At 49.3% G+C, this 24,634-nt stretch carries 21 protein-coding genes and 2 pseudogenes; 11 read left to right on the top strand and 12 right to left on the bottom strand.

Annotated elements, in window-relative coordinates; genetic code table 11:
• Nucleotides 1–170 precede the first annotated feature (170 nt).
• Together AC3QL0_RS09725 and AC3QL0_RS09730 are read right to left on the bottom strand one after the other, a co-directional pair.
• Nucleotides 171–1,202 (bottom strand): methionine synthase, encoded by a 1,032-nt coding sequence (locus AC3QL0_RS09725; RefSeq protein WP_493008302.1) that lies wholly within the window; start codon nt 1,200–1,202, stop codon nt 171–173.
• A gap of 27 nt (nt 1,203–1,229) precedes the next feature.
• Nucleotides 1,230–2,207 (bottom strand): DUF1852 domain-containing protein, encoded by a 978-nt coding sequence (locus tag AC3QL0_RS09730; protein WP_493008303.1) that lies wholly within the window; start codon nt 2,205–2,207, stop codon nt 1,230–1,232.
• A 320-nt stretch (nt 2,208–2,527) separates the two neighbouring features.
• Between AC3QL0_RS09730 and AC3QL0_RS09735 the strand changes: the two genes are divergently transcribed.
• From AC3QL0_RS09735 to AC3QL0_RS09745, 3 genes are all read left to right on the top strand, one after another.
• Complete coding sequence (locus AC3QL0_RS09735; RefSeq protein WP_493010974.1) at nt 2,528–3,427, top strand: LysR family transcriptional regulator; 900 nt, start codon at nt 2,528–2,530, stop codon at nt 3,425–3,427.
• A gap of 78 nt (nt 3,428–3,505) precedes the next feature.
• Complete coding sequence (locus AC3QL0_RS09740; RefSeq protein WP_493008304.1) at nt 3,506–3,889, top strand: hypothetical protein; 384 nt, start codon at nt 3,506–3,508, stop codon at nt 3,887–3,889.
• A gap of 76 nt (nt 3,890–3,965) precedes the next feature.
• Nucleotides 3,966–5,933, top strand: coding sequence for a metallophosphoesterase family protein (locus tag AC3QL0_RS09745; RefSeq protein ID WP_493008305.1), 1,968 nt, complete (start codon nt 3,966–3,968; stop codon nt 5,931–5,933).
• A gap of 55 nt (nt 5,934–5,988) precedes the next feature.
• Here AC3QL0_RS09745 and AC3QL0_RS09750 read toward each other — a convergent pair whose 3' ends face one another.
• A complete protein-coding gene (locus tag AC3QL0_RS09750; protein ID WP_493008306.1) occupies nt 5,989–7,023 on the bottom strand; it encodes a YncE family protein in 1,035 nt (344 codons plus the stop codon).
• Between the two features lie 199 nt (nt 7,024–7,222).
• On the bottom strand, nt 7,223–7,933 hold the full coding sequence (locus tag AC3QL0_RS09755; protein ID WP_493008307.1) for a phosphoribosylaminoimidazolesuccinocarboxamide synthase: 711 nt from the start codon (nt 7,931–7,933) through the stop codon (nt 7,223–7,225).
• Between the two features lie 414 nt (nt 7,934–8,347).
• On the opposite strand from AC3QL0_RS09755, the gene AC3QL0_RS09760 reads away from it, so the two are divergent.
• Nucleotides 8,348–8,743 carry a DUF4189 domain-containing protein gene (locus AC3QL0_RS09760; protein ID WP_493010975.1) on the top strand — a complete coding sequence of 132 codons (396 nt, stop codon included), beginning with the start codon at nt 8,348–8,350 and terminating at the stop codon, nt 8,741–8,743.
• 40 nt (nt 8,744–8,783) lie between these two features.
• Complete coding sequence (locus tag AC3QL0_RS09765) at nt 8,784–9,518, top strand: hypothetical protein (RefSeq protein ID WP_493008308.1); 735 nt, start codon at nt 8,784–8,786, stop codon at nt 9,516–9,518.
• Nucleotides 9,519–9,730: 212 nt separating this feature from the next.
• On the opposite strand, the gene AC3QL0_RS09770 is transcribed toward AC3QL0_RS09765, so the two are convergent.
• Nucleotides 9,731–11,248: an MFS transporter gene (locus AC3QL0_RS09770; RefSeq protein WP_493008309.1), complete on the bottom strand. Its 1,518-nt coding sequence runs from the start codon at nt 11,246–11,248 to the stop codon at nt 9,731–9,733.
• A gap of 320 nt (nt 11,249–11,568) precedes the next feature.
• Nucleotides 11,569–11,973 (bottom strand): hypothetical protein, encoded by a 405-nt coding sequence (locus AC3QL0_RS09775; RefSeq protein ID WP_493008310.1) that lies wholly within the window; start codon nt 11,971–11,973, stop codon nt 11,569–11,571.
• 394 nt (nt 11,974–12,367) lie between these two features.
• Between AC3QL0_RS09775 and AC3QL0_RS09780 the strand changes: the two genes are divergently transcribed.
• The 5 genes from AC3QL0_RS09780 to AC3QL0_RS09800 all read left to right on the top strand — a co-directional run bounded on the left by AC3QL0_RS09780 (nt 12,368) and on the right by AC3QL0_RS09800 (nt 18,051).
• On the top strand, nt 12,368–13,399 hold the full coding sequence (locus AC3QL0_RS09780; protein WP_493008311.1) for a hypothetical protein: 1,032 nt from the start codon (nt 12,368–12,370) through the stop codon (nt 13,397–13,399).
• Nucleotides 13,400–14,588: 1,189 nt separating this feature from the next.
• Nucleotides 14,589–15,686, top strand: coding sequence for a hypothetical protein (locus tag AC3QL0_RS09785; protein WP_493008312.1), 1,098 nt, complete (start codon nt 14,589–14,591; stop codon nt 15,684–15,686).
• Between the two features lie 396 nt (nt 15,687–16,082).
• Entirely contained in the window at nt 16,083–17,006 is a 924-nt protein-coding gene (locus AC3QL0_RS09790; protein WP_493008313.1) for a phage exclusion protein Lit family protein, read from the top strand.
• Nucleotides 17,007–17,025: 19 nt separating this feature from the next.
• A complete protein-coding gene (locus tag AC3QL0_RS09795; RefSeq protein WP_493008314.1) occupies nt 17,026–17,532 on the top strand; it encodes a GIY-YIG nuclease family protein in 507 nt (168 codons plus the stop codon).
• 132 nt (nt 17,533–17,664) lie between these two features.
• Entirely contained in the window at nt 17,665–18,051 is a 387-nt protein-coding gene (locus tag AC3QL0_RS09800) for a hypothetical protein (protein ID WP_493008315.1), read from the top strand.
• 65 nt (nt 18,052–18,116) lie between these two features.
• Here the strand turns inward: AC3QL0_RS09800 and AC3QL0_RS09805 are convergent, their stop codons facing one another.
• Both AC3QL0_RS09805 and AC3QL0_RS09810 read right to left on the bottom strand, forming a co-directional pair.
• Nucleotides 18,117–18,359: a DUF2274 domain-containing protein gene (locus AC3QL0_RS09805; protein WP_493008316.1), complete on the bottom strand. Its 243-nt coding sequence runs from the start codon at nt 18,357–18,359 to the stop codon at nt 18,117–18,119.
• Nucleotides 18,356–18,797: pseudogene (locus AC3QL0_RS09810) on the bottom strand (TraB/TrbI/VirB10 family type IV secretion system protein); the annotation flags it as partial. The pseudogene AC3QL0_RS09810 and the gene AC3QL0_RS09805, both read right to left, overlap by 4 nt.
• Before the next feature lie 634 nt (nt 18,798–19,431).
• Between AC3QL0_RS09810 and AC3QL0_RS09815 the strand changes: the two are divergent.
• Nucleotides 19,432–20,136: a hypothetical protein gene (locus AC3QL0_RS09815; RefSeq protein ID WP_493008317.1), complete on the top strand. Its 705-nt coding sequence runs from the start codon at nt 19,432–19,434 to the stop codon at nt 20,134–20,136.
• Nucleotides 20,137–20,172: 36 nt separating this feature from the next.
• Here the strand turns inward: AC3QL0_RS09815 and AC3QL0_RS09820 are convergent.
• The 4 genes and pseudogenes from AC3QL0_RS09820 to AC3QL0_RS09835 form a co-directional block, all read right to left on the bottom strand.
• Nucleotides 20,173–20,280: pseudogene (locus AC3QL0_RS09820) on the bottom strand (DUF2958 domain-containing protein); the annotation flags it as partial.
• 95 nt (nt 20,281–20,375) lie between these two features.
• Complete coding sequence (locus tag AC3QL0_RS09825) at nt 20,376–21,188, bottom strand: HNH endonuclease family protein (protein WP_493008318.1); 813 nt, start codon at nt 21,186–21,188, stop codon at nt 20,376–20,378.
• Nucleotides 21,185–22,906 carry an AAA family ATPase gene (locus AC3QL0_RS09830; protein WP_493008319.1) on the bottom strand — a complete coding sequence of 574 codons (1,722 nt, stop codon included), beginning with the start codon at nt 22,904–22,906 and terminating at the stop codon, nt 21,185–21,187. Before AC3QL0_RS09830 ends, AC3QL0_RS09825 begins: the two co-directional genes overlap by 4 nt.
• Before the next feature lie 2 nt (nt 22,907–22,908).
• On the bottom strand, nt 22,909–24,537 hold the full coding sequence (locus AC3QL0_RS09835; protein ID WP_493008320.1) for a restriction endonuclease subunit S: 1,629 nt from the start codon (nt 24,535–24,537) through the stop codon (nt 22,909–22,911).
• Nucleotides 24,538–24,634: the final 97 nt, after the last annotated feature.

Here is a 24,634-nt window from a genome sequence, read left to right on the forward strand (position 1 = left end):
TGAGTAGTAGAACGAAATTTATACCATGCCACTATCTACGAGGCTAAACCACTCTCTACCAATACAAAGAAGCCAGAACCCAGCACAAACCGGATTCTGGCTTTAAGCCTTAGCTTTCCTACACTCTCTGCTTGGGAGAGATTGATAAGCAGGCTTCCCTATAACGACTATTACTTACCCGCCAATTCTTTACGGATAATCTCTGCACCAGCACTTAGCGCATGCATTTTGCCGCGCGCTACATTACGTGGCAGTGGAGCCATACCGCAGTTGGTGGATGGGTACAGGTTTTCAGCATCCACAAACTGCAAAGCTTTACGCAAGGTGTTGGCAACGTCTTCTGGCGTTTCAATGTTGTTAGTGGCCACATCAATCGCCCCTACCATCACTTTCTTGCCGCGAATCAGTTCAATCAAATCCATTGGCACGTGCGAGTTCTGGCACTCCAACGACACGATATCAATTTTAGATTGCTGCAATTTAGGGAAAGACTCTTCGTACTGGCGCCATTCGGAACCCAGTGTTTTTTTCCAGTCGGTATTAGCTTTAATGCCGTAGCCATAGCAAATGTGCACGGCTGTTTCGCATTTCAGACCTTCGATGGCGCGTTCCAAGGTGGCAATACCCCAGTCATTCACTTCATCAAAGAACACGTTAAAAGCAGGCTCATCAAACTGAATGATGTCTACGCCAGCAGCTTCTAGCTCTCTAGCTTCTTGGTTCAGAATCTTGGCAAATTCCCATGCCAGTTTCTCGCGGCTTTTGTAGTGGTTATCGTAAAGCGTGTCGATCATGGTCATAGGACCAGGCAACGCCCATTTGATAGGCTGTTTGGTCAACTGACGCAAGAATTTAGCATCTTCAACAAACACCGGTTTGGTGCGCGATACAGCACTTACCACGGTAGGCACGCTAGCATCGTAACGATCGCGGATTCTAACGGTTTCACGTTTCTCGAAATCCACGCCAGCCAAGTGCTCAATAAAGGTAGTCACAAAGTGCTGACGAGTTTGCTCGCCATCACTAATAATGTCTATACCTGCATGCTCTTGTTCTTTTAGAGCCAACCGCAGTGCATCTTGCTTACCTTCAACCAGCTCCTCGCCCTCTAGTTTCCAAGGGGACCACAGTTTCTCTGGCTCAGCCAGCCAAGACGGTTTAGGCAGGCTGCCTGCAGTAGACGTGGGTAACAGTTTTTTCATAATAGGTGTCGTCGTTTTTGTCGTTAATCAAAGAGCGTAGTCTGTCGCCCATTGCTCAAGAATAGCTTTATATGGCTTGATGAATTTTTCTTCAGTGAACTTACCTTGCTCAACCGCCAATTGGCTACGCTCTTCCCTATCGTAAACAATTTGCGTGAAGGAGTGATCCTGATTCGTCAAGCGCGGTTGGTAAACCTTCCCTGCTGCGGAGTTCGCATTGTAAATTTCAGGGCGGTAAATCCGCTGGAAAGTTTCCATCGTACTGATAGTACTAATAAGCTCAAGATTTGTGTAATCGTTAAGCAAATCGCCACTGAAATAAAAGGCAAACGGTGCTGCACTATTTTTAGGCATAAAGTACCTAACCTTCAAACCCATCTTCTCGAAGTACTGATCGGTAGAAGAAAATTCGTCCTGACGGTACTCCACACCCAGTATAGGATGAGAGTTTTCAGTGCGGTGGTAAGTCTTGCTACTAGATACGCTTAAGCAAATAACGGGAGCTTTGCTGAAGTTGTCTTTATAGGTATCAGAGTTCACGAAGTACTGGAACAGTTTCCCGTGCAAATCACCAAAGCCCTCTGGCATGCTGAAGCCATTTTTATTTTTATTGTGTTCTAGCAGCACGACGCTGAAATCGTAGTCACGTACGTAAGACGAGAAGTTGTTCCCCACAATCCCTTCAATGCGTTGATTGGTTTTGTGATCAAGCACACTGGTTTTCAGTATTTCAATCACAGGGAAAGCAGAACCCTTGCCTTCAACATCCAGATCTACCGAAATAATATCCAGCTCAACGGAGTAACGGTCACCATTTGGGTTATCCCAATCGGCTAAGTCATTGAAACGGTTGTTAATCATTTTCAGCGTATTAAGCAGATTTTCTTTTCTGCTCTCGCCTCTGGCCAAGTTTGCGAAGTTGGTGGTGATGCGCGTATTGTCAGAAGGATGATAGTTTTCATCAAATCTGAGGCTCTTAATACTAAAGGCAAACTCTTTACTCATTTTATTCTTGAACCCTAAATTTATTAGCCAAACCCTAATTGGGTTTTATGCTTATTCGGTGATTGAGTTAATGTGATTACTCTCATTGAACGTGTAGGTGTACTCATTTCGTGATGTACAGTCAGAAAACCCTAGGCAAACACACCAAAGTTTTCTGCGAAAACCACTCCTGTTCTCTCATCACAGCCCTGCTTGTAAAACAATGACTGGGACGTGCGCTGACTCAGCAGGCAAGAACTAGGAATGACATGCATTGTAGGAAAGCCAACCAATGAAGTAAAATGGCTTTATCTCAACAATCTATGAAAATATTTCATAACATGCTAGAACGCATCCATTTAGCTATCGTGCAGCAAGTAGAACAGCAGGGCTCCTTAACCGCCGCCGCAGGCGTACTGCATGTTACGCAGTCTGCGCTCAGCCACAGCATGCGAAAACTAGAACAACAGTTAGGCACTGAAATTTGGCGACGCGAAGGCCGCAGTCTGCAACTCACACAGGCCGGACAATATCTATTAGCTGTCGCCAATCGTGTGCTACCGCAGCTGGATTTAGCCGAAGAAAGGTTGCAGCAGTTCGCACAAGGCGAACGAGGTTCCTTGCGTATAGGTATGGAATGCCACCCCTGCTACCAATGGCTACTAAAAATCGTGGCACCCTACCTCAGCGCTTGGCCCGATGTGGATGTGGACGTAAAACAGAAGTTTCAATTTAGTGGCATCGGGGCGCTCTATGGTTATGAGGTGGACTTACTCGTCACACCCGACCCTATCTACAAGCCCGGTCTCACCTTTGAGCCGGTATTCGACTACGAACAAGTACTGGTAGTCGCTAAAGAGCATGCACTCGCCAAGGAAACTTACGTCAAGCCGCACCACATCACCAAAGAAGTGCTGATCACCTACCCCGTAGATGTAGATCGCCTAGACATTTATAACCATTTTCTACTGCCCGCTGGCGTCACCCCCAAACGCCACAAAACCATAGAAACCACCGACATCATGCTGCAAATGGTAGCAAGCGGGCGCGGTGTAGCTGCCTTACCTCGCTGGTTAGTGGAAGAATATGCAGAAAAACTCGCTATAGCACCTGTGCGCTTAGGGCCTAAAGGTATTGCCAAACACATTTACTTAGGCGCACGAGAGACAGATACCGCTATTGATTATGTACGGGCGTTTATAGAGCTAGCACGTGGTCCATCAACCGCTGTTTCCAACTAGCCTAAACCCATTAATTGATGGTACAAAACTGCCCATCTACCCTCAAACCATACATCACCTAAACACTGACCATCTTTTATGCACATTAGCTCCCAAGAATTCCCACGCGTCTGGTTCTCAAACATCGCCCCCTCTAACTGGCGACAAGAACTGGAGGCCTTACTCGCTAAAGGCCAACGCTTTGTACTACTCACACGCGAGCTGCCTGGTGCCAATGAGGAACATGCCAAAGCTCAAGAAGAATTTGGACAATGGGTAAAAGAGAATCACCGTAATTTTCGTAAATCCTGTGCTGGCTGCGTAGTTGTCGTCAATAACGCGCTGCTCGCTTTTTCTATAGGATTTTTTGTAGCTCCCTTAAGTAAAAAGCTAGGAATTCCCGTGCTAGTGGCACAAGAAGATAATTTAGACGAACAAGTTGCCACCTGTTTGACTGCTAACACATCCACAGAAAACACCTAAAAATTAGCCTAGCCTGCAACTTTATGTAGGCTAGGCAGTCTTAATAGAGTCTGTTTTTATCCTTGCAGCAATACCGTTGACTCTACTTATACCTTCATTAGATTTACCTCCGGTATTGGCCGGCCCAATACTGCGTCGCCTAGAACCACAGCGTTTGGTGTTATGGCTAATAGGCAGTGAGCCTTTATCGCTAAGTCTTCTGCTAGAGCCTGCTGGTGCGGCCTCACAGCGTCTTAATCTGGACTCCACACGCTGCCGTATTGTGCCTATAGGCCTGCGCGCCCACATACATTTGATCGATGTGGAGTTGGATAGCCCCCTGCCCAGCGAAACGGTGATTTACTATGACCTTCTCACCTGTACGGCCGATGGTCAGGAACAAGGCATAGCAGACTGGTCCCCCCACCTACTGCACGACGGTGAGCAACTGCCCAGCATGGTGTTGTCTACCCGTACCGACAACATTATGTTTGGCTCCTGCCGCAAGCCACACCATGCGTCTAAAGATGGCCTGGCCCACGCAGATAGCGTCTTAGCCCCACACATTACCGACGCACAAGCCAGACCTGCCTTGTTGATGCTGTGCGGCGATCAAGTCTATGCCGATGATGTAGCTGGCCCCATGCTGGCAACCATACATGCGTTGATTGAGCGCTTAGGATTGTTTGGTGAATACTTAGAGGGCGCCGTTGTATCAGACAGTGATGCCCTGTACAGCCACCCTGCTAGCTACTACCAACGAGCGGATCTACTGCCTGCCTTTAAATCTAACGAAGACCTGCGCGAACGCTTTTTTGGCGGCGTAGAAAAACCCATCTTCACTACCAACAGTGCACATAACCACCTTGTCACACTAGCTGAAGTACTCGCCATGTACTTACTGGTATGGTCGCCTATACCATGGCGAATCATCCCCGACGTGCAAGCGCCGTCATTCAACCCAAAACATCAAAACCGGTGGCAGAAAGAGGTACAAGCCATGGAGGGTTTTAGACAAGAGCTTCCTCACGCTGCACGTACCTTAGCGCATCTACAGACGTTAATGATCTTTGATGACCACGACGTTACTGACGACTGGAACCTGTCCGCCAAGTGGGAAAGCACCGCTTATGGTCATCCTTTTTCGCGACGTATAGTGGGCAATACATTGGTCGCCTATCTGCTGTGCCAAGGCTGGGGCAATAGGCCCGACGTCTTTCAGGAAGTGCTAGATGATATTGCTAGTTGGACATCGACCACGGATGAGTATCATAGATTAGCGCCTCAAACCCAAGACGCCATCATTACGCAACTGCTGGCATTTCAACAATGGGATTATGTACTACGCACTCAGCCCACGCTCATTGTGCTGGACACCCGCACACGACGCTGGCACAGGCGCAGTTTGCCCAATAGACCATCGGGTTTAATGGATTGGGAGTCGCTAATTGAGTTGCAACACGAACTGCTGGATGAGCGCTCAGCCATTATTGTGTCGCCCACCCCTATGTTTGGCGTCAAGCTGATCGAGGTCATACAAAGCATTTGTACACATGCTGGCTTTGCTCTAACCGTTGATGCCGAGAACTGGATGGCCCACCCTGGAGCCGCCAATACAATGCTGAATATTTTCAGGCATTCGCGCACCCCCGGCAACTATGTGATTTTGTCTGGCGATGTGCACTACTCCTTTGCCTATGACGTCAAAGTACGCCACAGCAAAGAAATGCCACATATTTGGCAGATCACCAGCAGTGGCATCAAAAATGAATTTCCACGCAGGCTCTTAGACTGGCTGGATAGACTCAACCGTTGGCTCTACTCGCCACGCTCGCCGTTAAACTGGTTTACCCAACGCCGAGACTTAAGCATCACCCCTAGGCTACCCGATCAACGTAAGCGAGGGGAACGGGTATGGAATGGATCGGGTATAGGTCAAATTTGGCTGGACGAGCAAGGTCGTCCAGCGCGGATTTTGCAGCACAATGCCAACGGGACGCCTGCTACAGAGTTTTTACCTGCGGAAGTAGAAGCTAAGACTGCCAATAACAAGGGACAGCCTTAGCACCACCGAGCATAAACCTACTGCCCTGCTACAGAGCTATAGAGCACATAGCCCACTACCCATTCGCTCCTATTGGAGCAGAAAATGTCTCGGTAACACGCTGGCTATTGCGATCAATTTTCGCCACACTGAGGTCTTCATTCAGTACATAGGCCAACTTACCATCACGTGAAAAGACGATTGCTTGACGTGGACCTTTAAGACCATCAATCGTGGCAATAACCTGCTTGCTATCCACAGAAATTACGGAAACAGTGTTATCTACCAAGTTTCCAACATAAACAAACTGCCCATCAGGCGTTAATGCTGCACCATACGGCTCCCTGCCTACGCCCACTATCGTCGAAATTTTCCGCTTACCTACATCCACAATCGCTACAGAATCGCTGCCACTATTAGCCGCAAAAATAGTCTGGCCATCGGGGGTAACGGAAATAGCACGTAGTTTATTGAAACCTGTAATCTCACCAACGATCTGATGGGTTCCGGTATCAACAAGGCTGATCTTATCGCCTAAGAAGTTGGTAACGTAGAGCGTCGTACCATCTGGACTAAGACGTACACCCTGACGAGGTTGTTCAAATCCGGTAATCACCACTCGCGGCTGCTGCATGGCTACATCGTAGGCAGTTACGGTATTAGCCGCCTGATTATTGACGTAAAGCGTATTGCCATCTTTGCTCAAGGTAGTGCCAAACGCACCCGCCCCTGCGGCAAGGTCACCCGTAGATGTCAACGTCGTCGTATCAAACTCCATCACCGTACCCAAGCTGCTGTCCGACACATAGAATTTTTGACCTGATGGCGCAAAGACTATATTGCGCGGGGTAACAAAGCCATCCAATACACTCAGCGCCTTACCATTCACCAAGTCGTACACGATTACGTCTGGACGCTCACTGCTGGACACCACAGCAAGCCGATCGTCAGGACTGATCGCTAGTGAGTTATTACGAATATTGCCATCAAAGGTCCAGCGAGCAGCGACCGTTTGCGATGCTTGGGCCTCAGCCACTGGAGCTACCCTCGCTAAACACGCGGTAGAAAGTAAAGCCAATGAAAGTATTGAGACTAGAGGAAGGGCTTTCATGTCTATCCTTGTAAAATTCATAGGGAGTCTTACTAAGTAGACGACTGAACGATATAGATTATTCCATCGTTAGAAAAACAATTAGCCCTACGCTAGCCACACACAGCCTAAAACAACCAAAAAAAAGCCCGCATAAAGCGGGCTTTTTATATTCTAAGGCATCGATTTACAGCAGCCTAGATAAACCTACGCTGATCACTTAACCGACCAACTTTTCGTGCACCATGCTGTGCTCAAGCACATTGCCTGCGGCGTCCATCACGCGCATCGCATCGGCAGAAATCTCGTCAATCACGACAACTGCGCCATCCACCAGACCCAGCTCAATCTTCATGTCGATCAGCGTTAGGCCTTTGCTAGCCAAGTCTGCTTCAACAATACGGCATACGCGACGTGTAATGTCTTTAGCCTGTGCCAGATGTTCTGTGCTCACCAAACCAATCGCTACGATAGAGTCATCGTTGATAAGAGGGTCACCGCGCTCATCGTCTTTAACGGTGATTTCTACCAAGTAGTCTAGTTTTTGCTCGGTGTTGCGAATGTACTGTTTGTAGCGACGGATGAAGCTGCCCCATGGTCTAGTACGGCATACGAACTCTAGGCCGCCGGCACCGTTCAGGTCTTTACCCAAAGGTACCGCACGACGCACTTCCATGGTGCCTTTTTCAAGATCAAGGTCCACCAAGTGTGTAGCGATGTCAGCAGCGTGCAAACGCTTAAAGAAGAAATCAGTCATAGCAAGAGACTTACGCCCCTTACCTTCTACCTGACCAATAACAGTGTTGGCACCGGGGTCAATCACACCGTTCTCGCCGGTTACATCATCCTTAAAAACAAGGAGAACATTATTGTTCGGCAAGAGGAATAAGTCTTTAGTTTTGCCGGAATAGATTTTTTCGTTGCTGCTCATCAATTTACTCGCTGGTGATCCCACTATCTTGTTACTAGGCAATCTCGGTGCGCCTGTTACAGAGCCCTACACTCTAGACGCTCTGTAGTTTAACAAAATCCACAACAGCATGAGCGTTACACTTCCCTCAGCTAGCGATTTTTCACAGAAAAATTTTGACCCGACACCCACCCATACCAAAAATTACAGTTCTTACTGATGAATCACTACTTTTATCTTTAGATATCAGAGAGCGGTAGACGGTTGATCTCATCAATCGTATGATTACCCCATTTCATCAAAAAATCGATTCCAATTTAAGATTCAACCAAAAATTCAAAAAAACAATTAATCATGCATATAAAAAACAAACTCTCAATAAAAAAAATAACATTATTAACGAAAATATTATTCGGTAGTTTGTTATTTTTTCTTATGGCTACACCAAGCCATGCTACCTGCTGGGCTCCAAATTGTTATGGTGCTGTAGGATTTGATCAGAACACAGGACAAACATCCTACGCTACTGATTATCCAACAGAGTATCAGGCTAAAGAAGTTCTGCAAAAAGATTGCCCTAGTTGCACATATCTCACATTTAACAACGCTTGCGGTGCAATTGTTTTTTCCGAAAAACACAATTTCAGCTTGAGATTCTATGGCTCCTACGAGAGGGATCTAACAGCCCATGCATTAGGTGAATGCAGAACAAAAATTAACGAGATAGGCTTAAATGAATCTAGAAATGATAGACGCAGATCTAGAGTTCGTAGCGGCGTAGAATCAGATTGCAAAATTGCTGTCTTAGCTTGCACATATAGAATGTACTAAATAGTAAATACTCATTAAAAATTTAGCGATTATTAAAAATATGCTTAAAAAACTCAAACCAAAAATACTGCTGTTGATATTACCTATTGCCATAACTGGATGTGCTACCGCAGACTTTACCGATCTTCTGGGCCTATCGAGTACACCAGAAAGCTCACCATTTGACGCTGCTGACTATAGACAATACGGTAAGCCAATAACTTGCTCCGAGATAGGCAATGCCATATCAAAAGCTTATCAACTTAAAGCCAAGGGTAAGAACAAAGAAGAAATATACTGGGAAATCACCCCAGAAGACAGCTCCTATGTTCAACAGGATGTTTATACCATCATGATTGAAACAGGCATGTCAGCCGATGCGAAGACACACAAATTATTCACGCAGGCTTGCCAACAAAACGTCGACACCTATCAATCTATATTTGATGAAACATCTAAAGATTTATACACCCGCGTCGATTTACTTTACTCCACCGCCTATGGCATTGAGTTAAAAGCTTACCGCGCCAGTTTATCAACGAGTTTTAGAGCGTCCAGATACTACTACGGCAGATCGAAAATGGACATAAAGCGAAATTTCGTCAATGCTGAAAGTCGCGGAGGTCTAGATAATGTGAGTGATGAAATCAATAAATTGGTTTATGAAGAACTAATAGAAATTCTATACAAACCTGAATACATTGACGCTTCAAGTCACCCAAACAAAATCATGCCATCACTAGATAGCGTTAGAATGCAAATGGCACCTGAACTTATATTGAAAGTCGTGAGATAAAAGCCAACCATAGGCAATCTATATTTGTATATGAAATCATTTAAATAAAATTTCATATAAAAATTACGCATTGACTAGAATCTGAGTACCTTCTGTCTGAGCCGCCCTGTGTGACGGCTCAGGCTGCCAATCACCTCCCAAAGCACGAAAAAGGCTCACTGCCGCCAGTCACGCACTATCGCTGTCCAAGTCATGCACGATCTCTGCATGTGCTACTGCGGAGCCGTGTCTTTGCGCATTGCTGCCAGCAAGAAAAACACCAGAACGGCCAGACCAGCAATCAATGCGGCAGTTGTCAGGAGTAGCACTGAATGTGTGGTCGAAAAAGCCGCCTTGCCCGCAGCGATCAATGCGACAGCCTGATCGTCGGCAAGCTGACTCGCCGCCAGATAAGTATCGCCCATCGAGACGGCAGCTCGATCGGCGACATCAGGGGGTAACCCAACAGGTGCGGTGAGGTTACGCCCGAAAACGACCGACATGAACACACCGAAAAGGGTTATCCCTAGACCAGTGCCCAGTTCATACCCTGTCGCTTCCAGCGAGCCTGCTGCGCCGCCCTTGCTTGCGTCGACCGAGCCCATAATGGCGATTGATGATGCAGTCAGGCCAATACTGAGGGCCAAACCCAGCAATGCCAGAAGTACCGGCACGATCAGACCCGGGGTATGTAAATCCTCGACGGCAAGCCAGCCCAGCGATAGAGCTGCAACTAACAATGACAGGCTAGCCACCGACCGCAGCCCATACCGGGCAGATAGCCAACCTGCAATCGGACCGCCCACTGCCGCTGCAGCCATGATGGGGATCATGAATATCCCAGCTTGAAGCGGTGTTTTGTCCAGGACATACTGCAGTTCCTGCGCCAGCGTCAGCTCGACCCCCGCCAGTGCTCCACTGGCGACTACTGCCATGATAATACCAGCGACGATGGCAGGGTGCCCAAACAAGGATAGATCCAGCATTGGCACGGATGCGCGTAACTGCTTACGAACAAACAGGACCAGCATTGCCACGCCGAAGGCCAGCATCAGCAACACAACAATAAGCGGTTGTTTACCACCAAAACCAGCTTTGGTCGCATACACCACCGCAATCATGCCTACTACCAGCAACAAGGCCTGGCCAATCGCCCAATGGCCGGGCGTAGTCTGCTCGTGACGCGGCAGCAGCAACCAGCAGACGGGAGCCACGACGAACATAACCGGCACGTTGATCAGGAATACAGAACCCCACCAGAAATGTTCCAGCAGTGCACCTCCCGCCAGCGGGCCAACTGCCGCACCAGCAGAACTTACTGTCCCCCATAGGCCCAGCGCAAGTCCGCGCTCCTTATCGTCCTCGAAAGCACGTCTGATGATGCCCAGCACGCAGGGCATGATCATTGATCCCCCAACTGCCAGCAGAACGCGTGCGCTAATCAATATCTGCGCAGTAGGCGCAAAGGCCGCTAGGGCTGAGGCAGCCCCGAAGACTAGCAAGCCAATCAGCAAAATACGTCGGTTACCAACCTTATCGGCCAAAGTGCCCATGGGAACAAGCAAACCCGCCATTAACAGCGGATAGATATCGATGATCCACAGCACTTGATTGTTGGACGCTCCCAGCGCTTGAGTGAGCGTCGGAACTGCGACATGCAGGATGGTCATGTCGAGGACGACCGGCAAAAATGCCAGCATTACTGCCAGCAGGATCAGCCATCGCTTGGGATTTGGTTGGCCTAAAGACACGATCGCACCTATGATTTTGATGCTACTTGTAATGTAAATACGATCGCATTTTAATGAGGCATAAATAAAGGCGTCAAGCGAGAAAGACAGTGAGCAGAAAAGCAACTATCACCCGTGACGGACTGCAGGATGTGGCCTTTCTTGCTGTCGAGGAACTGTTCCCCTTACGCGTCAATGGCATTTATTGTTACCTAATAAAATCAATCAGGTAGAAAACAGCCCTACTCCCACTCAATTATAAACTACACAAAAAACACCTTATAAATCAGCGTCTTGGTCGCTCATCGATCTGCTGAACCATCAAAAACACCACGTTCAAACTAGAGAGGAACAATGCATCCTGTCTCGGCGTCCTCCGACCTCATGGCCTCTACCGAGGCCATGGCCATCTGCCGCAACATAATGCGGGCAGTTTCATCGGCCTCATACAGCTCATGGGAACTTGGTTCCATCGGATGGCTTTCCTCTGGTAAGGCATCCTGCGACTGTGTTTGTCGCACCTGTTCGGAGCGATAAATACTAATGGCACTATTTGAGGCGGCACGCTGAAAATAATACGGCTCATAATCCCGTAATACCGCCGTGTCCTGCTCCAACATCTTCAACGCAACATCTTGCAGCGCATCTTCGGCATCCTGCCGGTTATTCCATTTGCGAGCCCATGAGCCCACCAACTCGCTGTAGTGAGCGAGCCAATTCTTTTTGGGCATAGATGAGCGAGACATGGCAAATACAAAAAGACCAAATTGCAGCAACTCTCAATAATAACAATAATTCTCATTTGTATATAAAGAAATGAAATATTAGCCTTTTATCGTTGTAGATTGGTGCCTCGGGCTAGTTGCTCACTCATCGCCATGAGGAATACAGATAGCCAGTCCAACCTCAAATCAGTCTGGTATCTCAGTCTCTTTTTTATGATCAAACACAGCATTACATTGAAGTCCCTGCCGCAGCCTAACTAGGCTGATAGCCGTTTGTGACTATACTAAGCACTATCTTGGTAAAACCCTGTTGTAAGCCCCTCTGCTGCTCACAGTAGCTCAACAAAAGAAATAGACTGGCGTGTGTGCTTTCGACGGTCTTTTATTACGCGTCATTATGTTGTGTTGATCTCTTATGATTCCTTTCGCCCCATTCCCTGTCGTTCTCTTACTGCTTCTGACGCTAGGCCAGTTGGCGGTGGCTGTTGTGCTGATCTGGGCTATTTTGCTCGTAGTACAACCCAAGCGCCGCGCTAACTTTAAAAACAGACCATGGCCACGAATACTGTTTTTAGTACTCTTGCTAGCACTGGCTGGCTACTACGGTTCGTTTCAATGGGATCTCTATCAATACAAAAAAAGCTATCAAGAAGAAATCCGTAGTCGACAACATGTTTTAAAAGAACCAGGCCGCTACGCGGGCATAGACATGCCTACAGGAACGGAATTAGAACTGGACGTTTGGGGCGACCCAGACAGCGTCTCTTGGGCCCGTTTTCCAGAGCCTGTGCTGGTAGGCAACGCCCCCGTGCTGTCTTTCGAGCGCCCCCGCCCTGACCTACAGGACTCCAGTTGGAGACTGCATCTGGCACATGATACTGAGCTAGAAGGCTGGCAGTGCGATGGCAGCAAACTGCTGGAACTGGAACAAGACCATATGTCTGAGAGCGGCTTTAGGTTCGTGAGCTGCTTTTTAGCCGAAGGAAACCAGATCACCGGTTGGAGCCCGTTGGCTGCCGCTTCCAATAGGAGTACAGCGCCGGATTTTGTTCTGAATTTACCTGCAGGTACGTTGGTGCAATCCAGACCCGAGGGGACACTCTACGTCAACGGAGAGCGAGACCAAGATCGTTGGATGGTACGTGTTGAAGATGATGGTTTGCAGATTAATGCGTGGGGTTTGCCTTTGGAACGCGCTTACTTTGCCGTCGATGACAAGAAAGCGCTGCTTTATCTATCGCATGCTGACTTGGCTCAAGAGACTCAGTTTGGTGGGGTTAACTATGCAGCGGGGACTCGGGTGTCTACGCCTAACTATAGGTTTTACCCGCAGTGGCCGCTGCTAGTGAGTATGACATTGCCTGCTACAGACGATTCAAATCAACGCAAAAAACAGTTGCATGAACTGGAAAGTGGGGAGATTTGGGCAGAGGGTCAGGAGGAGTGATCGGGCTTGGTTACTTTGTCGCTTTAGCCTGAAAGAAAAAAGCCCGCTTAAATGCGGACTTTTTTTGTTCCTACGACGAACCGTCTAGCTATGCCAGATGCAGAGGATCACTCCCACTCGATCATCAACAGGTCACGCAGACCCGCATGGTAAAAAGACTTGGCTGTGATCGACATAGGTCTCTACCGCCGCTTTTACCGTCATCCGAAAAAGGCTTGCCTTGGCGCGGACAATTGCGAGCTTTGAGGGACGACAACTCTACGGACAACATCATCGATCACATCACAAGGATACAGGAGACAACTTGTCGTACCCCCCCCCCACCTCTTGATCAAAGCGCATCTGTTGCCTGTAAAAGCGTCAAAGTTTCTTAGTCAATCGCTGGAAATCTGCACGGCGCTAACCGAGGCGACTCGCCAGCCGACAATGGGCCATGCCACATACCTTCGATACGTCGCCTCGCCCCTTTAGCCATTGTGATGATGGTGGATGAAGGACTTCACGTCGTCAGGCCACAGTCGAACTCCGCCTGGGCAAAAAACATGCTTGCCATCTTAAGTACTCACTGGCTCGGCGCAGCTAGGCCTCGCGCTCCACCTCCTTCATCCGCTGAGCTTCACAACTCATCACGCCCTCAAGAACAACCGCATCGACTCCAGCGCGCTCGACACACTCGTTCAAGGTCTGCGGCACTCAGCAATCGTAGGTTCTATGGCCTTCGGATGCTCATGGACCACCATTACCGTGGTGCCCGCGCACCTCGGGCGAAAACTCGTTTGGCTTGCTCATAGCTCAGCCCTCTAAAAATGTCAGGCCTCCGCGTGTCGGGGCGACTCACAACCCACTCCTTGCTCGAATATTCCCCCGCTCTATAACAGTTGCCTTTACGATGAGTTGGAGATAGCCAAGGATCATGGCCGATGCGGTAATGGCAAGGTAAGGTGTGTGTCTGAGAGGCTCGTGAAGTGACCAACGCGTACTTACTCGAAACATCGGGAGCAGATCATGCTGTGGGTACCGAAGGCCCTGGAGATGGTGCCTCTCGAAAGGTTTCGACGCATGAAGGGACGTGTCTTGTGAGCACGCAAGTCGATCAGATCGCTTCAGCAGCAACGCTGAAGGACATCTGACAAATGACAATGAAAAACCGGCCGGCTTAGAAAATCCGATTAACGCAAGGACAGCAAAGATGTTCGATAACAACGAATTACTCAAAAAAGAAGAACAACAATCACACTCTTTCATATTTTTCAATCAAGGCCCGCCCTACTGCGAGCTAGGGTGGAAAGAATACAGGCAGTTCAACAACCTGATAAATGATTTTCTCGAAGATTTTGAGAAAGCGCATGGCGCAAAGGTGTATGTATATGAGCACGAGGTCATCCTCATTGAGGCAGCATTCCTATGGGGCTTCAGCTTTTTTGCAGCGAACCGCGAAAAAAGAGAGGAATTGACCAATACCCTATTAGACGGAATAATAGAAATTACAGGCCTATTCACCAAACTAAAAAGGAGGAAGGTAACAAACAATCACAACAAAAGTTTTTCACCACATCCCGACCTGGCAATGCACTACATCGGTCTGGTTACTAATGCCCACATTTCATTAGAAACCTCATACAAACCACCAAGCGAAAAATCATACCAAAAAAACGATATCGACCTTGAGCCATTCAAAAAATCGATGTCCGCAGCCGAATTTAAGAAATTAATTCAAGAACATCTATCTATACATTCAGTAGGCGATCTTAGCTATTTTCATGCTCCAGATGGATTTTTCTCAAACAAATACCGTGCAAACAAGTATCTAAGAGAAGAATTCTTGCCCATTAATTACTATTTGATAAAAAAATCGATACCGGACCATGCAACACTTACACTTGGCACAGAAAAGGAGAACTTTGATGCCAAAATCACCAACACTGAAAGCAACGAAGAAACCATATTAGAGATCACCCTGGGCTGCCCGAAAAACGACTACCTTCTACACTCACTAGCTAGCCAGACAAGCGACGGTACATTTCCACTGAAGACAATGGCTTACCTGAAGAGGGAAACCGATACTCTTGCCGCCAGAATTACAAAAGCCATTGAAGACAAACACAAAAAAAACTATCAAGACAATCGCACCTTAATAGTAGTAGTGCCAAGCGAATACACCTACCAAGGCGAGGAATACATAATCGATGAAATAGTTAAGGAAGTACGCAACTCAGTAAAATCAGGAAAAGGGAACTTTACGGAGATAATTATGCTATGCAAAGGCAAGTTTTTTACGCTTTTTTGAAATTAAACCATGAAAATCCAACGACCAACCTCCTGTATCAGCAATACACCTAGCTTCAAGCCTTGGACGATTGTTGTGTTAAATACCTTTACAGATGCTGAGTAAATCGACAAGCGCAATAAAAGTCGAAATGAGCGAATTTTATCAAAGTAGATCAAGTAGAGCCTTGGGCTGACCTGATCGATCTGATCGATTCACATTTTCCAGAACGTGAAAGCGGTGTTCCGATCTTCCGATAAATTAAGCCGCCATAGATACGAAAATTACAAGTTCAGCATCTCAAAGAAAATGGATGAAACTATCAACTCAAAGCCATGATCTACACGCGCGACCAAAGCGAACTTCCTTGGACCCCATTATTCACACTGCCCTAGAGCCACAGAAGAAACAATCAGCATGACGAATGAGACATCTGAACGGACGATCATCCTTCACCTCCTGCGCGGAGCCGTACCAGAGCGAGCTGATGAAATCAGTAGACTTTGGAGCCAATATGGCCATGCCATCGAGGTAGCGCCAAGCAGCAAAGGCGTGACGATGAACGCCGATGCGAAACGCATCCAGTTTGACATGAAGACGATCGACTTCTTCTGGCTACTCGGCTTCAGTTCGTGGCATGCCATCGAGGTATACGCGCCGGCCTTGGTTTTAGCGACATCCAGCGGGATACAAGTCGAACAGGCCCTCTCTATCGATGAAGAACGCGGTCAATATGAATTCGACTATAAACAGCGCATCAATGCCGCGCGGGCACTCATCCAAGCCGAACAGACGGCCGATATCTCCTGGCCGGCAGACATTCCCCAGCCGAGCGCCGACCGAAACGGGCTGCAAAACATCCAGCACATGGCAGCCTTTGACCTAGTAGCACTAGCACTTGCATTCGCGCTGCTACATGAATTTCAGCACGTCATGTTCTGCGCGGATGAAAGTGCGCCATCCACGCTACCGGAAGAGGAGATCGCGTGCGATGCTTATGCCCGAACCTTCATGACGAGTGGAGTCGCCAACTATGCGACAAAGCACGAACACGATTTCACCCAAGCTCAGCAAAAGCGGGCGATGGGCACCGTTCTCGCCGCCGTCATTATTCATGCGATGACGCCGAGCCATGCACACTGGGGTAATCGCCAGTACCCACCAATTGCCCAACGTCTGACAGCGATGATACACGGCTACACTCTGGCACCCGACTCATCATTCTGGGCGTTTACGGCCTGTATGCTAATCGCCCTGATGCGGCAAGAAAACCGTTCGCTCGACATTGTCGCGTATTCGAACAAGGAAATGGTCGAGAAGCTACTCGACCAACTCGCTTGAAATCCAAGGAGAAAACAAGGTGCCAGTCTATTTCATTGGCGAAGATGAAAATGGTTGCTCTACCATCAAGATTGGGGTGGCTAAGAATATCGAGCAACGCAAGCGCAACCTTCAGACAGGCAATTCTACCGATCTGAAACTGCTAGGTTGGATCGAGGCAGCCAACGCCTTTCAGCTTGAGCGTGAGCTTCACCAAAATTTTAAATCGTCACATGTACGTGGTGAATGGTTCAATATCGAGCCTGCAGATATCTTACCCATGCTCATACGCGCTAGTCTCAACGGATTCGTCGCCAAAAATGCTGATGCCTTCCAGATCGTTGGATATGACCGTGATGCAGTGCCGGAGTATCTTGGCGTATGGGAATGGGGTGACCTTGAAATCAACGAATGCTGCCCCTTTTGCGGATGTTTATGCGGCATGAATTTTCAAGATGTGTCACAGATGTACCACTGCCTTAATTGTGACACGCTAACCGACTTCTCTGAACTGGACCCGCGCAACGAAGAGTTGAACGAGTTATGAATGAGAGTGACCTTAGTGCAAGCGAAAAATGGCTTAAAGCACAAGCCCCCCGGTTTTCGGCATCTTTCAGATCTTGATCGTCGCGCTACATTCGACTTCGCTTTTCTCTAGAGTCTTTTCGAGGAACGGATTATGGACAGCTTCGCACGTGCCGACCGAATCCGGGAACGAATCAATACATGGGCATCGGATGGAACGCTCGAAGCTGCTCTCTACTACGCGAAGCTTCTCTATTTTCGAAATCGTTACTTCGCCGACGGGGCTTTCACTTATCACTTCCAACACCTAAACCTTCGCCCCTCAGACCACCGCAACATCGTTGAAGCAGTTATAGGGGGCAATAACGAAGACCGTCGCGATAGGATGCTGGCTCTTCTTATGATCGTCTGGCGTCTTCGCAATAACCTCTTCCATGGTGCGAAGTGGGACTATGAGCTTCGCGACCAGCGCGAAAACTTCACTCATGCAAACGGTGTCTTGATGCGGATACCCGAACGTCATGGTCGGATCGATCATTGACGAAAGTCTGCTCCCCCACGCCCATTCTCAACGGCTTGGCCACCCTCCACCGATAAGCACTACCGTCAGCTTGGTTTCGGCTGCGGTCCCCTCCTCGCGTCGATTTTTTTGCCCCCCCTATCCCCTGCCATGAAGGCATCCAGCATGTAAGGGATCAGTTTTTCGGCATCGACCGCCTCCCCATATGCCTGCGCGTGCAGCGCCGCGTAGCGCTCAAGTTCTACTTTCAGGCTGGCCAGGCAGGTAAAGGTCAGCTTGACACTTTCAGTCTTGGGCAGCGGCCCCAGCCGCAGGTTGCGCGTCGTCATCGTGAAGCCCCCCTGTTGAAGAAAAATGGCTGGTACGGACGCAGCACCAGATCGCGGTTGACGATGATGCGAAACGGCAGGCCCGGCCGCTCGGTCAGCGTCGGCTGGATGTTCATGTTGCGCCGAGTGATCTCCTGGCCGACCTGATTGATGCTGTCTTGGGCTCTGTCGAGCGTGAGCGAAGACGTGTCGGGCAGGATGATCCAGTTCCACACTACCTGCACGCGGCTCTGTCCGTAGCTGACCTGGCTGTTGTATTTGCCCAGAATTCGCGAACCCTGCGGGATCAGCAGAAACTTGCCCGTGGCGATGTCATAGACCGGTTCCGGCCATGACCTGATACGGCGAAGCCGGCAGGGTCAGGTTGCCGGAATTGCGGCTTTCCGTGGTTCCAGCTTTCTGGAACGCCTCTTTCTGGTCTTGCCGATTCTGCACAGCGAGGAGGAACGGGAAGCGAAACGGGATGCGAGTTGCATGGTCTTTCTCCTGACGAAAAGGGTTTGCTGTTCAAACCGCACACCGGATCCCTAGATTCGGAGCCCAGCCTTTCAGCTGTTCTGTGCGGTTGGCACGAGGAACCCGGTTGGCCCTGTTGCCACCGTCTTTCCTGAGTTCATCGCCCACGACCGCGGGCTACAGTCGCGGACAAGGTGATGAGGTCAGGGAAGACGGCTGGACATGACAACCGCCCCTCGATGTGCCGACCGCACGCAAGCGAAGTGCGCAGGCCCGAAGCTGGAAGTCGGGCCGTAGGCGTCAACCGAGCAGAGCGAGGGAACGATGGAAGCCCGCCAATCGCGTAGCGAGGCTCGATGCGGAGCACGAGAGCGCGGCCGGCCGCTTTATGGCCGGCGACGCCCTAACGCTGTAGGTACCTGAAAACCTGATCGGCGATAAAGACTGGGGTAGCGACAAACCAGCCTTGGTCAAATACGCTGTGAAGCGTCTTCAACATCAGGGATAAACCGTAAGTGCACCGCAACCGGCAACTCCGCAGAAAATCTGCGAGAGCATCCTCAACGAGAAAAAGCAGTACAACATCGAGCACGAGATCCTGCCCAGCGAAAACGCAGTGGTAGATCGGTTGCTTTCGCGCGGCCTCGAATTGAAAGAGGCTTATGAAGAACTGCATGAGAAACCGCATAAGCATCCTCCTGCGCTCAAGGTCTTCCTGGGCTTGCTTCTGAGCACAGCAGCGTTTTGGAGTCCACAAAAAATCACGAAAGCACGCTCCGAACGCGACGACCTCGCCAATATCAATCAACAGATCGAGACGAAGGCTGCCGAGCTGGCGGAACTACTGGAGCGTCGTTCAGACTTGCACAACACTTCAGGTTTCAGCAGCAGCACGCACTATCACGTCTGCGATGTGATCGAAGCGACATGTGAAAAGAACTACCTGTTCCAGTCCTATATCAAGGAGCGTCTGGACGCCCTGACCGGGCAGTTCGACCTCAAGTACTGGCCGTCGTTGTGCGAACTACTCCAGGTGATCGCTTCCGATGCCGAACATGCCAACATGGAAGCCTCCGATCCCTTGACCGCAGCGGCCACCGCCGCCGCGCGCCCGTCGCGGGCAGACTTTTTCAAAGCCCTGTTTGCCTCCATCGAGGAAAACAGTGCGGAGAATTACGGCCAGCTTCCTAAGGGCTTCAAATTGACGGACAACACGCTCGCCTCGTTAGGCAACTGCGTGCTGGAATTCGGCTCAGATGACCTGGCCGATGGCGCATACGTCAAGCGACTCCACCAGCGCGAACGCAGCGTAGGAAAATGACTCACGCCGTCAGTCACAGACGTTGGAAAGAAGCCCGCCGGCGTCCGGCGTGAACAGCTTGATCACGGGATCCGGATCGAAGTCCGGCTTCTCCAAGGATTCGCAGCCGTTGTCCAGCAGCAGAATGCGTTGGTCGTCAGTAATGAGGCGCTTATGGCGATCTCCGGTTGCACGGGCGGAACTGCCCGGAACCGTCGCTGCTGCCTCAGGCTATGAGGATTAAAGTGCATCAACCCAAATCATGTTTCTAATAAGGTCTGAATCCATGGATGGCCAATGTCTCTTTCTCCACTCAATAGAAAGCGCATGTCGCCACTAAATGCGCCTTCGAAATGAATAGCTTTTAGTATTCGCGCAGCGGCCTTTTTGAACGCGGGTTCCTGCGCGGCATCTGACTGGGTCGCGATAAACAGCCCCTTTGCATCTTCGATGTCACTCAACAGCTTTACCGCTTCTGAATGTCTAAGCTTGCAAGTCGGCTCATGATGTAAATGGTAGATTTCTATCGAGCCATCTGCGCGTTGACGTTGCTCGAGGTCATCACTGGCAGCGCAAGGCTTGCCATTCTCTTTCTTGCATCCCAAGAGTCGCCAATCTCCGACTTCACAAGGATCAACCAAGAGAGGTCGCTCGCCAGTGATTACGCCAGCCGTGTAAACCCGATGCGTTTCATCCATGAGAGGGAACCTATCAGCTTTCCCTCCAGCAGTACCACCATCAACATCTTTACGACGGGAATTGCAGAAGGTGCAGGCATATCGGAAATTTGACTTGTCGAAAGCAAGCCAGCGGTAGCCTTTGTGCTCATTCGCCGCATCGCCTACCCGCCCTTTTGGTCGAAAATGATCAACGGCGTTATCAGATCGAGGCACTGATACCTCACAATACCAACACTTGTCATTGAACAGGTCAGCCAAGCCATTTTTTAATTCTCTCCATACCGACGCATAATCGTCCGGCTCCGCTCCATTTTCGACCGCGGCTTTTGCTACTGCAGCGCGCTCCAGCCAGCCGTCGGGCAATCTCAGTCGTGTCGGGTCAATGTACCTCATGGTTTGGGACCCGGCTCGTCGTGCTGCTCGGCAAGCAGTTCCCGAATGAGTCGCTGCCCTAACTCCTCGCGCTCTTCAGTCTCCATAGCTATTGACTCGCTGGCCAGCTTCTCAGGGTCATCCGATTCGAATTTGGCACGCATCGCTGCGCTTCTGAGACGGAGATAGCGCGAATACTCTTCGTCTGGATGAAAAAATCGGAACCCCAGGCGTTCTAACTTAGAGTTAATGTCGGACAAGGCTGCAAGCTCTTCCGTCGTAAGATGCTCTTTACCCGCGTACGTCCTTTGGCGCTCCAAAAGTAAATGCGTTGGTTGGTCAAGCGTCGAGGCGATGCCAAACATATCACTAGTTACAATTGCCGCATAACCTAAACCACGAGGATCAAGCTCTGGGTGTACGGCGATAATACGAGACGCTCCTGGTTCCCTCGACAATTGCAGAATCTGCACTTGCTCTCGCACAAGCTCAGCGATTGCCAATGGATTGTGAGTCGTTAGCAATATGTGGCTGTTATCCCGCTCCTCGTCGTTTTGCCCAGCAAAGGTTCGCAGATAGTTAAAATAATCCACTGCCCAACGCGGATTAAGATGAGTATCTGGCTCGTCGAGCAAGAAAAGACTTTCACTCTCGGCGGTAAATCGAAGTAACCCCAAGACAGTCAATAGTTGTTGCTCGCCCTCACTCAATTCACGGAACGTGACTGTGCCATCATTCTTCTGAAGACGTACGCGGATACGTACCTCGTCGATTAGTTGGGACACATGGGTGCTCTCCATGTCTCGGAAAAACTCGGCTGGACGCTGTTCGCCGACAAGCTTACGGAGCGAGGCGATATCTTTTACATATAAATATTTGAATTGAAGAACCTTATCACTCCAAAGAGATACTCGCTCCCGACGACTGATCTCAATTGGTGCTAGGGCGATAGCGTAGAGGCGATCAAGAAACGATGCGACAACTCCCTTAGCTCGCCAAAAGCGAACATCCCCATCATTTGATCTCCAAGGGGGCTCTCGAAGAACAAACATCACTGATTCGATGCCTTCATCTGGATCAATGCCTAAGTGTTCTGCTAAAAAGTTTCTGACGTCATCAGATTGCTGGATCAGGAACGCCAACAGGACAAACTGACTGTGCACTGGCATTGCATAAAAAAGCCGCTTCAGCCCCGGATCCTCGCCGCGCCTCAGCTTCTTATCGAATTCCTCCAAGTACGGGCGAAACACCTGATATAGCCTATCGCTTTCGCCCGAGTAATAAGCAAATACATAACGAGGCAAAAAGCCAAGTGCAGGGTCAAAAAAACTCTTTAGTGATAATTTTTTCCCTCTTAAGACAGAAGTATCCAATCCTCCCTCAGCGGATGTAATGAGCGAGCCCTGCCCCTTCGCCTCTGAATCTGTCGCCACATGAACAATGAGTGCCTCGCGCTGACGATCTGGATCCGCATCGATATTGATGTGCAAGGCGCTCGCGCCTGTTGAAATTCTGTATTCAAGGTTGAACGCGAATGCTGGCTTTCGCACACCCTGAATTAAATCACGAAAGATAGTCGCGAGCGCCTCAAGTACGTTTGATTTGCCGGTACCGTTCCACCCGATAACCACGGTAATCCAATGCCTCTGATCAAACTCAATCGACACATTTTTTAAGTTCTTAAACTGATGAGTAGGACTGTCCTTTGGGCTACCTATCGTAATTCTATCGAGGCGCATATTTACACCCCCTTCAAACGAATACGATCATAAATTTTACGGCCATGCTCGTCATTGACGGCTTCCGCCTCTAATTTCCCAGCCCTATCTAAATCGCGCAGTTCTGAGTAAAGTCGCTCAATCTCTTCCGTAGACGCTCCGGCACCGATACCACAGTGCTGAAAGGCCGCTTGCGCTGAAAGCCAGTCCTTCGCCTCAATCAAAACCTGCTCAATTCTTTTGCCCGCCCCCATAAATTCCTCCTGTTTCTGATCAGGGTTTTTCAGCTTTCTATCCCGAATTTTCCTGGGTCGTGCCAGCCACTCTTTATTAACTCGCTCCACCAGAGCAGATGCCGGCTCATCATGGACGTTCTGAGGCACCAATTTGCCATCGAAAGCCTTTGCTAGCAGTGCAGTGTCTAGTTTTTCCAGCAACTGAAAAGCACCAGAGTGACTAGCAATAGTGCGATCTAGCCATGCGAAAGCTCGTTCTATCCGACGAACAATCTCGACAGCTTCGTTAAATGGAGGCACCGGCAGCGGCAAGGCCGACACCTTTCGTTTGCTGATTGAAGCTAAATTCGTCGTTTGAGTGCCTTCATCAAAGAAGTATTGCTGCCCTCGCTCGTTAGCAAAATGAGAGACAAACTCCGGCGGCAGAGTTCCCTCGTTCAGGCGAATACGAAAAACATGATTTTGGTGAATGCATTCATCAATTTGACCGCTCCAGACCCAGCCCCGTCCCAATTTGTCACGATCGCCGCCCTCGTTCATTAGCACGTCACCTTGTACTAACAAAAGACGGAGTTTCTCCTCTGAAGTGACGAAAATTGTCTTGATCTCATCCAGATTCAACCATCCTCTCTGGACGTTGGCTACACGAAGATACGGAACTTCAACTAGTTCTTCTCGACCACTTCTACGCTTGCCGACTTGAATGCCACTTTGTATTTCGCTGATGTCGCCCAAGCGCTGCATCGCCCATCCCTTAGGAAGGCCAGAGCCACTATCTTCGTTATCACCACGCACATCCGCTGTTAGCTTTCCAGAGAAAGCCAATTCGAGTACCGCAGACTTATACATTGCCAATAGAGCGGGAACTTTTCCAAGTTCGCTACGGGCCCGTGCGGTGCGGGCAATTAGATTTCCGACCTTATCGACAATGCGTACTTGTTCCTGGAGAGGAGGCAGCAATAAGGAATGACTCCTTAAATATTCCGCAGGAACTCTTTGCTGACCGACCGCACCGGTCATTACTTTTCGTGCGTTACCCCGGAAGCTCTGTTGGCGAACGAAATACCACAGGAATTTCGGTAGGACTGCTCCTTTACTTCGGAAAACATGAAACTCGGTAGATCCAAATCCCACCCCATTGACTAGATCTGTAGCTACGGCTGCCTTTCCGTTCTCCATCGAGGGCGTTATTTTTGCAACAATTACGTCGTTCTCGATAAACTGTGTAAAGCCTTTATTGACTTCTCTAAGGGGGCGTTTTGTCGAACTTGCTATCGTTCCTGACGATTCGCTAACGGCCGCCATAGGAACAAATGTAACCATCTCATCTGGGGAAAGATTGACTGATTTTCGCGGATTGACCTCCGCAACATCATCGATATTTACTTTGACCCATCCACGCGGGAGTTTATCCATGCCACGCCTCCCTGCACGCATGACGGTGAATGTGCCCAAGCACGCAAAATTCCCGTGCGATCAAACTCTCATTCACTGTACAAACTAGAGTTACGGA

The organism is Paenalcaligenes sp. GW821-LYS-B07-1 (genome assembly GCF_058803365.1).